The sequence below is a fragment of the Peptoniphilus stercorisuis genome (assembly GCF_017874395.1).
Classification (GTDB): Bacteria; Bacillota; Clostridia; order Tissierellales; family Peptoniphilaceae; genus Anaerosphaera; species Anaerosphaera stercorisuis.
On sequence record NZ_JAGGLJ010000001.1, the window covers coordinates 135,778 to 149,006 of the forward strand.

Here is a 13,229-nt window from a genome sequence, read left to right on the forward strand (position 1 = left end):
AAGAATATTAGATAATATAGTATTTTATCATGTTATAATATACTCGGTGATAGCTATGGGATTAGATTTAAATATTAATCAAATACAGGAATTAAAATTAAGTACTGAACTTATTTCTGCAATTACACTTTTAGAATATAATACTGATGAGTTAAATTCTTATCTTAGTAAAGAGTCGGAAAACAATATCATGATTGATTATAGTCCAACTAGTAAAGATTTTAAAAATACAGATTCAAAAAAGGGATATAGTAAAAATTTCTCTTCTGATGAGCTAGAGAGTTTTGAAAATTATATTGCAAAGGATTTATTATTAGTTGATTATTTATTTGAACAACTTACTGCTTTAGATTTAAGCAAAAAAGAATTAAATATAGGATATTTTATAATAGAAAATATTGATGATGATGGCTATTTAAGAATGACAATAGATGAAATCAGTGATTGTTTAAAGATAAATAAAAAAGATGTAGAAAAAATTTTAAATATTATTAAACAATTTGAGCCAAGAGGTGTCGCATCAGCAAATCTAAGGGATTGTTTACTTGCTCAAGTAGATAATAGTGATGAAAAATTAGTTGTTTTAATTGAGGACTATTTAGAAGATATAGCAAAAAATAAATTAGATATTATTTCTAAGTCTTTAAATATAACTATTGAAGAAGTACAAAGTAAAATAAAAATTATAAAGTCTTTAAATCCAATACCATCTTCTGGGTATCTAACTGATAATACTTCAACGGAATATATTAGTCCTGATTTTTTTGTAGATGTAAAAGATGAGAGGGTAATTTTAAGTTTTAAAGATGGTTTTAACCCTGATTTATCAGTTAATAATTACTATAAAGATCTTATGAGTGAAAATATAGATGATAGTACAAAAAAATATTTAGATAATAAGTTTAATTCTGCAAGTTTTTTAATAAATGCAATTAATCAAAGAAATAATACTATTAAAATTGTAATAGGTGAAATTATAGATTTTCAAAAAGAGTTTTTTGTAAAAAATGATCCACTTAAAATTATGACTTTAAAAGATATTGCTGATTTAACTGATTATTCTGAATCTACAATTTCAAGAGTTACAAAAAATAAATATTTACAATGTGAAAAGGGTATTTATCCTCTAAATTACTTTTTCCAAAGTGGTTTAAAATCTAATAATAATAATATATCAAAGGATTACATATCAAAGGAAATATTAGATATTATAAATAATGAAAATAAGAAAAAGCCACTTTCTGATCAAAAAATTGCAGATATTTTAAATAATAAGGGCATAGATATAAAAAGAAGAACTGTAGCAAAATACAGAACTGAGATGAATATATTGTCTACATCTCTTAGAAAGGATTTTAATGGATAAGAGAGTTAAAAAAAGAAGAAGAAGAAATACTAAAAAGAGAAAAATAAATAGAGTTTTCTTTTTTAGTGTAATATTTATTGTATTTTTAAGTTTAATTTTTAATAAAAATAAGGATAGAAATTATTCAGAGCCAGTTGATTATAGAGATGAATATATTAATATGGCAAAGCCAATTGCAATAAAAGTTGCAAAAAAATATGATTTATTTCCAAGTGTAGTTTTGGCACAATCTGCCTTGGAAAGTAGCTGGGGGACTTCGGGGCTTTCAAGTGATTATAATAATTATTTTGGAATAAAATCAAATAGTAGTTCAAATTCAAAGGATTTAATGACTTCTGAGTTTGTAAAGGGAAAAGAAATAAAAATTAATCAGCCCTTTAGGGAATATACTTCTATTAATGAATCTTTTGAGCACTATGGACTTTTAATAGGAACAGCACCTAGATATGAAGCAGTAAGAGATGCAAAGGATTATAAGCAAGCAGCTTATGCAATTAAAAAATGTGGATATGCAACTGATCCAAAGTATGCAGAAAAAATTATAATAATTATAGAATCTCATGATTTAGATGAGTTAGATTAGGATATTAAACAAAAAAACTAAAAAAGATTATTAAAATAAGGAATAAGAGGTTTATATAGAATAGCTATATTTAGCCTTTTATTTTTTTTATTGGTTATAGAGAAATTTTTTTTGGGACTAAACTTTAGTTATGTACTTATTTATATTATTAATACAGTAACATGTTTTTGAAAGTTTTCTAAAATGTGCAAGAATGCGCTTTCTAGGAGTTTCTTTTTTTGTAAATGAGGTATAAAATATATCGACGTAATATTAAAACCCTGATTAATTTAGAAAGAAGGGATATTTTGAAAGAAAGAATTGAAGGTATCTTAGAGATTGACAAAAAAACTCAGGACATTACAGAGAGGACGGAAATTCAAATTGAAAAAGATTGGGAAGATTTAAGAGTAACTCTTACAGATATGGAAAATAAATCAAATGAAAGAGCTAAAAAAATAGCTCAAGAAAAATTTGATGAAATCTTAAAAGAGGCAGAAGAAAAGGTGGATAAAAGAAAATCTGAAAATGAAGAATCTTTAAAAAAAGTAGATGTTTTATTTGAAAAAAATAAAGAAATTTTACTTGAAGAGGCCTTTAATAGATTTATTTTAGGTAAGGAAGAATAGTATGAGAAGTATTGTGAGATTTTCTGCAGTAAATGCCAAAATTGACAAGATGTATTCTAATTTTTTAGATGATACTGATTATATTAATTTAGCTCATTTAGATAATGTAAATGAAATAGTAAATTATCTAAAGGATAATTCTGAAATAGGAGAACTTCTTATTCCCCATAATAGAACTGATGAAGCAGAACTTAGTTTGCAAAAATATAAGCTAACTCAAATTAGAAAATTATCTCATTATTTAACAGATGATTATAAGAAATATATAAATGCATTATTATTAGAATTTGAGATTGCAGATATTAAAAAAGTTCTAAGGGTTTTGCAAAGAAATCAAGGTTATGAAGATTTAAGTTCAAAGTTTGTAATTATGAATAATGATCCGAATTTTAAAATTGACTCTTCAACAGATATACCAACCTTTATTAATTCGCTAAAAAACACTAAGTATTACAGAGTGCTCCAAAGTTATCAAGAGGAGGAAAATGATGTAATACTTTTTTATATGGAGATGAATTTAGATAGATTATATTATTCAAATCTAGTAAATATTTCTAAGGGTTTTGCTAATGATGACAAGATTGCAGTTAAAAATATTTTAGGTAAAAAAATTGATTTATTAAATATTATTTGGATTTATAGAGGTCTTAAATATTACAAACTTTTGCCAGAGGAGTTAATTAATTTTTGCATATTTGGAGGTTGTAATCTAAAATATGATGATTTAAGAGAATTGTGTTATTCAGAAAATTTAGATGAGTTTGTAAATAAAATTTTAAATACTGAATACAAATTTTTATTTGATGCTACAAATACTGATATTTATATGGATAGAAGGTCAAATAGATATTTATATTATATTGCAAAAAAAGAATTTTCAAAAAGCACTTTTACTATGGGAAAGCTTCTTTCTTATATAGTTCTTTTAGATGCAGAAATTAAAGATATAAGTGCAATTATGGAAACGACAAGATTTAATATTTCCTTTGAGGAAACACTTAAATACTTAGTAAGAAGTTATAAAGGAAGTGAAATTTAGTGGCAGTAGAAAAAATGAAAATGATGAATGTTGTAGGAGATCTATCTTATATGGACAATGTTATTATTGACATTTTAAGATTAAAATCTGTAAATATTATTAATTCACAACTTGAAATTGACTCTAATGCCTTTGCTTTTAATCTTGAAAGTGAAGAAAATATTGAAAAAACAATTGAACTTAACTATGTTTCGCCTTTTGAAAAGGATAGTTCTAAGGAGCTTATAGTAAAAAGAGCAAGGGAACTTATGAATTTTTTCTCTTTTAAATCAATTGAAGATAAGTATATAGGAGATTTAAAGGAGAACTTTGATTTTGATAAGTTTTACAATGATTTAAAGGTAAAAATTGATAGATTAGATTATATTAATAAAGAAATTAAAAAGACTGAAGGTATAGAAAGCAATTACGATCTTTTTAGAAATGTTGAAATTGATCTATCGGATCTTGCAAATTTAAAATATTTTACAGCAAGGTTTGGAATTTTAGATAAGGAAGCTAGATTTAGATTTAAGAAAAATTATGGAAATATTCTAGCTATGATTTATCATACAGCAACTATTGAAAATAATGAGGTATATCTTGCTATATATCCAAATGAAGTTTCAAATGAAATTGACAGAGTTTTAAAGAGTTTAAATTGGATTGATGTAGATATACTTGGAAAAAATAAGGGAACTGCTGAGGATATTTTAGGGGGGCTTTCTAAGGAAAAAGAAGCTTTACTAAAAGAGAAAAAAGAAATAGAGGATTATAGAGATAGTCTTATTAATGAAAAAGAAGATGAGTTAAAGAAGATACTTGCTAGAATGCTTCTAAATGAAAAGATTGAAGAAGTTAAAAAATCTATGGCAAGATCAAATAAATTTTTCTATTTATCAGGATGGATTGCTGTATCAGATATTGATGATATGAAGAAAGTTTTGATGGAATATGATGATTTATCTCTTGATTTTAGAACACCTGAGGAGATGAAGATAACTCCTCCAACGAAACTTAAAAATAGAAATTTTTTTAAACCCTTTGAACTACTAATAAATATGTATGGTACACCAAATTACAAAGAGCTTGATCCAACAGTGTTTCTAGGTTTGACATATATGGTTTTATTTGGAGCAATGTTTGGTGATTTAGGTCAAGGGGCTATATTTTTCTTAGGTGGATTAATTTTATCTAAGAAAGGAAATGATGGTTTTGGCGCACTTTTAAGATGTCTTGGATTGTCATCAATGGTATTTGGCGTTTTATATGGTTCGGTTTTTGGATCAGAAGAGATTCTTCCAGCAGTATGGATGAGACCCTTTGAAAATATAAATCAAGTGCTTGGAATATCAGTTGGTTTTGGAGTTTTATTATTAGTAATTGCCTATGTATTAGGATTTGTTAATAAGATTAGAAATAATGAAGTTGAAGAGGCAGTTTTTGGAAAAGATGGAATTGCAGGATTTTTAATATTTTTATCAATGATTAATATTGGGCTTAATTTAGTTGCTAAAAAGGGACTTCTTCCAAATTCTGTAGCAGGAATAATAATTTTAATATCTCTTGTATTAATGATATTTAAAAGACCACTTTATCAAAAATTATCAAAACAAAAAATATCATATCCCAACAATGATAAGGGTGGATATTATATAGAAGGATCTTTCTCATTACTTGAGACATTGATTTCAATATTAAGTAATATTATTTCATTTATAAGAGTTGGAGCATTTGCAATAAACCACGTTGGACTTTTCCTTGCATTTCAAACTTTAGGAGAAATGATTGGGAATAGTGCAGGAAACTTTATTGTACTTTTAGTAGGAAATATAATAATTATTGGACTTGAAGGTCTAATTGTATTTATTCAAAGTTTAAGACTTGAATATTATGAATTATTTAGTAAATATTTTACAGGCGATGGATATAAGTTTGAACCTGCAAAAGTTAAATTAAAGGAGAATTAATATGGAAAAAGTACTAATATTATCATCACTAATTGTGCTATTTACTATAGCAACAGGATTTTATCTTGTATATAAAGGAACTGAAGCAAATAAGAAAAAATTAAAAAAAGTTATGAAAGTTAATTTATTTGCCTTTATTCCAACTATAGCTTTTGCCCTTGTAACAGTAATACCTCAAGCTGTAACAGCAGCTGGTGCAAGTGATTCTGCTAGTGGAATGGGATTTTTAGGAGCAGCACTTTCAACAGGACTTGCAGCACTTGGAGCTGGTATTGCCGTAGGTAGCGTAGGTTCATCTGCAATAGGAGCTGTATCAGAAGACCCTTCATTCTTAGGTAAAACTCTAATATTTATTGGACTTGCAGAAGGTATTGCTATTTATGGACTAATCATCTCAATAATTATTCTTGGAAGATTATAATGAGATCATTAATGATATCTAGAAGTATGGATATACTTGCAGGTATACGACTTGCAGGAATTGAAGGGGTGTATTGTAAGGATTTAGAAGAGCTAGAGAAAAACTTTAAAATCTACAAAGATTATGAAAATTTAGGAATAATAATTCTAACTGAAAGTGATTTTAAAGAAATAGAAGAAGAAGTAATAAAGGTAAAACTCTCAAAAAAGCTCCCTTTAGTAGTTACTATTCCTGATAAAGGTGGACTAAAGGACAAGGACTTTATCCTTAAATATATAAAAGAATCCATAGGAGTTAAAGTAGGATAATGAGGGATGATTTATGATTTTACTTGAAAATAAGTTGGAAATGTTCAACAAAATTGTATATAAGACAAAAGAACGTGAATGTGAATTAAAATTAGATGAAGTAAAAAAACAATGTGAAGAAGAAATTGAAAAGAAAAAAGTTGAACTTGAAAAAAATTCAGATGAAATAATAAAAAGAAGAACTAGTCTTGCTAAAAAAAGAAAATATGAAATTTTAGGTAAGGTTGCTGAAGATAAGCGAATAGCTGAACTTCAAAAGACAGAAGAACTTAGAAAAAAACTAATTGAAGAACTTGAGAAAAAAGTTTTGGAATTTACTAGTACTGATGAATATATAGAGTTTGAAAAAGATAAATTTAGAACTCTTCTTGAAGAACTTGATGATGGAAATTATATTTTAAAACTTACAATTAGTGATAAAGATAAACTTTTTAATGAACTTATATCTTTAACTAATGGACGAGATATTAATTTTATTTATGAGGAATTAGACAGTAATCTTCTAGGTGGTTTTATTGTTTCTGATGAGCAAAAAACTTATAATATTGACTCTTCTTTAAAAGAAAAAATAGAGGACAAAAAATATGAAATTGGAAAGCTTCTAGACTTTTCACTTAGAAAAGAAGGTGAGCAAGCTTGAAAAGTGGATTAATTAAAAGTATAAATGGTCCTGTTGTAATTGGAAAAAATATGAAGGACTTTAAACTTAGAGAAATGGTTGTAGTTGGAGATAAAAAATTAATTGGTGAAGTAATATCAATTAAAGGGGATCTTGGAACTGTTCAAGTTTATGAGGAAACTTCGGGACTTAAACGAGATGAGAAGATAATATCAACTGGATCACCACTTTCTGTAAAACTTGGACCTGGTATGATATCAAATATGTTTGATGGAATACAAAGGCCATTAAATAAGATAAAAGCTGAACATGGAAATTTTATGCCAGAGGGAATTGGACTTATATCTCTAGATGAAGAAAAACTTTGGGATACTAAAATAAATGTAAATATTGGAGATAGAGTTCATGAAGGAGAAATCTTTGGTGAAGTTCCAGAAACAGATATTATAACCCATAGACTTTTAGTTCCAATTGGAGTAAATGGAATTGTAACTAAAAAAGTTGAAGACGGAAAATATAATATTGAAAGAGATCTTGTTGAGGTAAAAGATGATTTAGGAAAAATTCACAATTTAAAAATGTATCAAATGTGGCCAGTGCGTGTGCCAAGAAAATCTAAAGAAAGACTTCCTATTGATCGTTTATTAGTTACAGGACAAAGAGTTTTTGATGTGTTTTTCCCAATAGCAAAGGGTGGAACAACTGCAATTCCAGGAGGATTTGGAACTGGTAAGACAATGACTCAGCATCAAATAGCAAAATATTGTGATGCAGATATTATTGTATATATTGGATGTGGAGAGCGTGGAAATGAAATGACAGAAGTTCTTGAAGATTTTCCAAAACTAATTGATCCAAATACTGGAAAACCTCTAATGGATAGAACTATATTAATTGCAAATACTTCAAATATGCCAGTAGCAGCTCGTGAAGCTTCTATATATACAGGAGTTACAATGGCAGAATATTTTAGAGATCAAGGATATCATGTAGCACTTATGGGAGATTCAACATCTCGTTGGGCTGAGGCACTGCGTGAAATATCGGGTCGTCTTGAAGAAATGCCAGCAGAGGAAGGATATCCTGCATATTTGCCATCTAGAATTGCACAGTTTTATGAAAGAGCAGGTTATGTAAATGCACTTTCAGGAAAAGAAGGATCAGTAACATTAATTGGTGCTGTATCACCTGCAGGTGGAGATTTTTCTGAACCAGTTACAGAAAATACTAAGAGATTTGTCAATGTATTTTTAGCTCTTGATAAGGAACTTGCCTATGCAAGACATTATCCAGCTATAAACTGGATGGATTCTTATTCAGAATATATTGCACAACTTAAAAATTATTATGATTTAAGACTTGATGGAGATCTTCCAGCATTAAGATCTAAATTTTTAGATTTATTACATCAAGAATCAAAATTAAATGAAATAGTAATGCTAGTTGGTGAAGATGTGCTTCCAGATGATCAAAGACTTGTGCTTGAAATATGTCGTATAGTAAAAGTTGCATTTTTACAACAAAATGCCTTTAACAAAATAGATACTTTTGTTCCATTAGAAAAACAATTTGAAATGCTAAAGACAATTGATCTTCTATATGAATGTGGAAAAGATGCAGTATCACATGCAATTCCAATTTCAAAAATAAGAAATGATAAAATATATGCTGATGTAATAAATATGAAATACGATATTGAAAATGACGAACTTTCTAAGTTTGTAGAACTTAACAACAAGATTAGAGCTTATTATAATAATCTTGAAGTTAAATATATACAGTAGGTGATAAGATGAAAAAAGAATATTTATTATTAGATCAAGTAGAAGGATCTTTAATTGAACTTTCAAACTTGCACCGAGTGGCCTATGATGAAGTAGTAAAAATAAAATCAACAGATTCTAATAGTGAAATGGTAGGCCAAGTAGTAAAAATAGATGGAGATTCAGCAACAATTCAAGTTTTTGGTGAAAATCTTGGAGTTTCTACAAATAATACTAAAATTACCTTTGAAGCAAGGCCCTTTGAAATACCACTTTCAAATAGAATTTTAGGAAGGGTATTTGATGGAATTGGTAGGCCAATAGATAAGGGCGGAGATATTTATTCTAATAAATTTTATAATGTAAATGGAAGGCCTATAAATCCCGTTGCAAGAGAATATCCAAGAAACTTTATTCAAACAGGAATATCTTCAATAGACTGTTTGATGACACTTATTCGTGGACAAAAACTTCCAATATTTTCAGGATCTGGACTTCCTCATAATGAACTTGCAGCACAAATAGTAAGACAAGCTAAAATTTCTGCAAATGATGAAGAGGATAATTTTGCAATAGTTTTTGCTGCAATTGGAGTAAAACACGATGATGCAGACTATTTTAGAGAAGCATTTAAAAATGCAGGAGTAACAGAAAAAGTAGCAATGTATATAAATTATGCAGATGATCCAATTATGGAAAGACTTATAGTGCCAAAATGTGCGCTAACTGCTGCAGAATATCTTGCCTATGAAGAACATAAACATGTACTTGTAATAATGACAGATATTACTTCCTATGGAGAAGCACTTCGTGAAGTATCATCTTCAAGAGAAGAAGTTCCATCAAGAAAGGGATACCCAGGACATTTATATTCTGATCTTGCAATGCTTTATGAAAGAGCAGGAATGATTAAAGAAATAGATGGATCTGTTACACTTATTCCAATACTAACTATGCCAAATGATGATATAACTCATCCAATTCCAGATTTAACAGGATATATTACAGAAGGTCAAATTGTATTATCAAGAGATTTAAATCAATCTGGAATTTATCCACCAATAAATGTACTTCCATCACTTTCAAGACTTATGAAAGATGGAATAGGAGATGGATTTACAAGAGAAGATCATTCAGACTTGTCATCACAACTTTTTGCATCTTATTCAAGAGTTCAAGAAGTAAGATCTCTTGCACAAATCATTGGAGCAGAGGACTTATCTGAAAATGATAGAAAAATATTAAAATTTGGAGAAGAATTTGAAAAGAGATTTTTAACTCAAAAATTTGATGAAAATAGAGATATAAATGAAACACTAGATCTTGGATGGGAACTTTTAAAACTTCTTCCAGAGGACAGCTTAGATAGAATTGATCCAAAATTAAGGGAGAAATATTTAAATAAGGCTGTGATTAACAATGGCTAAAAAAATTGTACCGACAAAAGCGAATTTAATAGCTACAAAATCAGCTTTAAACTTTGCAAAAAAAGGATATGATTTATTAGACAAAAAAAGAACTGTTTTAATAAAAGAAATGATGGATCTAAATAAAAGGGCAATGAAACTTCAAGAAGTAATAGAAAAAACTTTTGAAGAATCTTACACAGCCCTAGAAGATGCAACTATTACAATGGGATCTGAGTCAATGTATGAAATTGCAAAATCAACTCCTAAAGAGAAGGAATATGAAATTATTTCAAGATCTGTAATGGGAGTTGAAATCCCTGAAATTAAATATGAAAAAGAAGGATTAAAAACTGAATATTCAATTCATAAAACAACAACAGCCTTTGATGAGGCAACAGTTGATATGATAAATATTGAGTATTTAATATATGAACTTGCTCAAGTTGAGACATCTGTATTTAGACTTGCACAAGAGATAAAGAAAACTCAAAAAAGAGCAAATGCCTTAGATAAAATTCAAATTCCTAAATATACAGATATTGTAAATGAAATTGAAAATATATTAGCTGAAAAGGAAAGAGAGGATTTTTTCAGACTTAAAAAAGTAAAAGATAGAAAAGAAAAACAAGAGTTAGAAAAAGAAAATCAGACTTAAAATTTTATTTTTAAGTCTTTTTTTTATGGGAAATTAAATATTTATAAAAATTCAAAAAGTTTAGAATTAATAAAAAGTAACATTAATATATAAAGAGAGATAAAAACTAAGATAAAATTATTTTTAATGTATCTCATAATAAAACTCCTTTCTATAAATAAAACAGTATTTTATATCTTAATTATATTTTAATAAAACTTAGTAAACATATTATTAATAATATGTAAATAGTATGTAATTTTAAAAATAATAGATAATAATTTTTTATTATAGAAATATTATATAAGGACTTTAATAAGAGCTTTTAATCAGTTTTTGAAATATTTTTAGACAACTTCCTTCTATTATATAGTGTAAATATGATACTATTTAAAATACAAATAATTAAGTTAGGGTTTTATGTGAAAAAATTATTATAATAAGAAAAAACAAATTTAAATAACCATTATGTATTGGGGAGTTTTCTCCCCAAGTAAAGAGATTAATTAATAAGAGAAAGTGCATCTTTTGGTATAAAGACTTTTTCACCATTAAATACAATAAGACCACTTAAAGTTTTTTTCTTTCCATTTATAATACAGTAGTTTTTATTAACAAAAAACTCAATATAAGTATTATCTTTAGTAACTTTTAAAATTTGATTAGGAGAAGATATAAATTCTACTTTTGCTCCTTTATCTTCAAAAGATTTTCTTGCAGGAATATATAGCTCTTTTGAAAGTTTATCAAGATCTATATTTTGAATTTGAGCAAGGTATTTTCCAATATCGGAATTGTGTACTGTACCTGATAGTGGTTTTATATTTTCATTTGTAGAGTAACAGTAAAGAGCAACATCTCCTCCAACATGTCCTTCAGTAGTCCAAGCAATATTTGATCTATTACTTATAATTTTATTAATTGTGTTTTCCATACTTTTAGAGTTTTTAATTTCTTCAATTTCTAAAGTACTTAAATCCTTAATATTATAATGTTCTTCTAATAGATTTGAAATATTAGATTTATCTTTATTTATTTGCTTTGTAAGTTTTGTTGAAGTTATTTTTGCATCTTTAATGATTTTTGTAAATTCATCTAGGGGAACTTTATCATATCCCTTTGAAATATTATTATTTCCAAAAGTAATACCACCAGTACCATGGTCAGAAGCGATTAATAAAATAGTATTTGGATTTTTATCTGCAAAATCTTTAGCAACTTTAACTGCCTTATCAAAAGCTAAAATATCAGACTTAAGAGCAATTGGATCATTTGCATGGGCTGCCCAATCAATTTCCGATCCTTCAACCATTAAAAATAGTCCATTATTATTTTTAGATAAAACATCTAGTGCTTTTTCTGTCATTTCAGCTAAAGAAGGTTCAACTTTTTCATCTCTATCTAAGTCATAGGACATAGACTCTTCATTAAAAGAGCCCCAAATTTTATCGGATTTAGAATTTTTAAGTTCTTGAGTATTTGTAATATAATCATATCCTCTAGATTTGATTTCCTTTATGAGATCTTCTTTGTCTTTTCTAATGCTTTTTTCTAGATATTTAGAACCTGCACCAAGGACAATATCAATATTTTGGTAAACTTGTTGTTCTGCAATTTCTTCATAGGCATTTCTATCTAGATGATGTGCTGAAAAATCAGCAGGAGTTGCATGCTGAATATTAGAGGTGGATATAATTCCAGTAGATTTATTAAGTCTATTTGCTCCTTCTAAAACATTGGCAACGGGAAAATTAATTTTATTTTTATTAAAATTATCACTACCTGGCATAGTTGAAGTTAGGGGATAGCTTCCTATATAGGGAGATATAGTTTTAATACCTGTTGCCATAGCTGTTCCAGCAGGAGCAGAATCTGCAATTGGAGTATTTGAATTATTTGTTCTTACAAGTCCTGTTGCTAAATCATCAATAGTAAACTTATTATCCTCTGTCATCCATCTAGCAAAACTAAGAGCCTCTACACTCATACCATCGGGAATCATAACAATTACATTTTTAGCTGTATTATTAGACTGTGCAAAAGTATTTGTTGAGAATAAAATAATTAACAATAGAAATATACTAAGATTTTTTTTGAAATTTTTCATAATTTCCTCCTTTTCTAAATAGATCTTATCAAAGCAAAGTAAAAGGAAGATTTTTTATATGTAAATACTTTGTGATTTTAAAGAATAGATTATATGAGAATATAAATAAGGTTTATAAGATAGTATTAAATAAAACTTTTTTATGTAGTGACAATAAAATTAATTATAGATAAAAACTTTATAATTTTAAAAAGGTGAAATAATAAATTATTATTACAATAAAAGATGAGAACTACTATAATTAGATATTTTAATAAATATTCTAACTAGAGTTGAACAACTTCCTTCTATTATATACTCTAAATATAGCTTTAAAAAAATTATAAATAGTTTGTGAAAGCTTTTGTGCGAAAAAATTATTATGGTATATACAATAAATTAAAGTATTTTACTTTAATAAAATTAAAATATGAAAATTTATGT

General features: G+C 27.2%; 12 protein-coding genes. 11 read left to right on the forward strand and 1 reads right to left on the reverse strand.

Annotated elements, in window-relative coordinates; translation table 11 throughout:
• Positions 1-55 precede the first annotated feature (55 nt).
• The 11 genes from rpoN to J2Z71_RS00720 all read left to right on the forward strand — a co-directional run bounded on the left by rpoN (position 56) and on the right by J2Z71_RS00720 (position 10,720).
• On the forward strand, positions 56-1,366 hold the full coding sequence (rpoN, locus tag J2Z71_RS00670; protein WP_210059921.1) for an RNA polymerase factor sigma-54: 1,311 nt from the start codon (positions 56-58) through the stop codon (positions 1,364-1,366).
• On the forward strand, positions 1,359-1,949 hold the full coding sequence (locus J2Z71_RS00675; RefSeq protein ID WP_210059922.1) for a glycoside hydrolase family 73 protein: 591 nt from the start codon (positions 1,359-1,361) through the stop codon (positions 1,947-1,949). The genes rpoN and J2Z71_RS00675 overlap by 8 nt, the downstream gene beginning before the upstream one ends.
• Positions 1,950-2,236: 287 nt before the next feature.
• The gene (locus J2Z71_RS00680; RefSeq protein WP_210059923.1) at positions 2,237-2,557 is read left to right on the forward strand and encodes a hypothetical protein; all 321 of its coding nucleotides are present in this window, start codon (positions 2,237-2,239) and stop codon (positions 2,555-2,557) included.
• Position 2,558: 1 nt separating this feature from the next.
• Complete coding sequence (locus J2Z71_RS00685) at positions 2,559-3,596, forward strand: V-type ATPase subunit (protein ID WP_210059924.1); 1,038 nt, start codon at positions 2,559-2,561, stop codon at positions 3,594-3,596.
• Entirely contained in the window at positions 3,596-5,545 is a 1,950-nt protein-coding gene (locus J2Z71_RS00690) for a V-type ATP synthase subunit I (RefSeq protein ID WP_210059925.1), read from the forward strand. The genes J2Z71_RS00685 and J2Z71_RS00690 overlap by 1 nt, the downstream gene beginning before the upstream one ends.
• 1 nt (position 5,546) lies before the next feature.
• Positions 5,547-5,966, forward strand: a complete 420-nt coding sequence (locus J2Z71_RS00695) for an ATP synthase subunit C (RefSeq protein WP_210059926.1) — start codon at positions 5,547-5,549, stop codon at positions 5,964-5,966.
• Complete coding sequence (locus J2Z71_RS00700) at positions 5,966-6,274, forward strand: V-type ATP synthase subunit F (RefSeq protein ID WP_210059927.1); 309 nt, start codon at positions 5,966-5,968, stop codon at positions 6,272-6,274. Before J2Z71_RS00695 ends, J2Z71_RS00700 begins: the two co-directional genes overlap by 1 nt.
• Before the next feature lie 13 nt (positions 6,275-6,287).
• Positions 6,288-6,914 (forward strand): hypothetical protein, encoded by a 627-nt coding sequence (locus tag J2Z71_RS00705; RefSeq protein ID WP_210059928.1) that lies wholly within the window; start codon positions 6,288-6,290, stop codon positions 6,912-6,914.
• The gene (locus J2Z71_RS00710; RefSeq protein ID WP_210059929.1) at positions 6,911-8,677 is read left to right on the forward strand and encodes a V-type ATP synthase subunit A; all 1,767 of its coding nucleotides are present in this window, start codon (positions 6,911-6,913) and stop codon (positions 8,675-8,677) included. Before J2Z71_RS00705 ends, J2Z71_RS00710 begins: the two co-directional genes overlap by 4 nt.
• A gap of 8 nt (positions 8,678-8,685) precedes the next feature.
• Positions 8,686-10,083 (forward strand): V-type ATP synthase subunit B, encoded by a 1,398-nt coding sequence (locus tag J2Z71_RS00715; protein WP_210059930.1) that lies wholly within the window; start codon positions 8,686-8,688, stop codon positions 10,081-10,083.
• The gene (locus J2Z71_RS00720) at positions 10,076-10,720 is read left to right on the forward strand and encodes a V-type ATP synthase subunit D (protein ID WP_210059931.1); all 645 of its coding nucleotides are present in this window, start codon (positions 10,076-10,078) and stop codon (positions 10,718-10,720) included. Before J2Z71_RS00715 ends, J2Z71_RS00720 begins: the two co-directional genes overlap by 8 nt.
• A 481-nt stretch (positions 10,721-11,201) precedes the next feature.
• On the opposite strand, the gene J2Z71_RS00725 is transcribed toward J2Z71_RS00720, so the two are convergent.
• Entirely contained in the window at positions 11,202-12,806 is a 1,605-nt protein-coding gene (locus J2Z71_RS00725; protein ID WP_210059932.1) for an alkaline phosphatase, read from the reverse strand.
• Positions 12,807-13,229 lie beyond the last annotated feature (423 nt).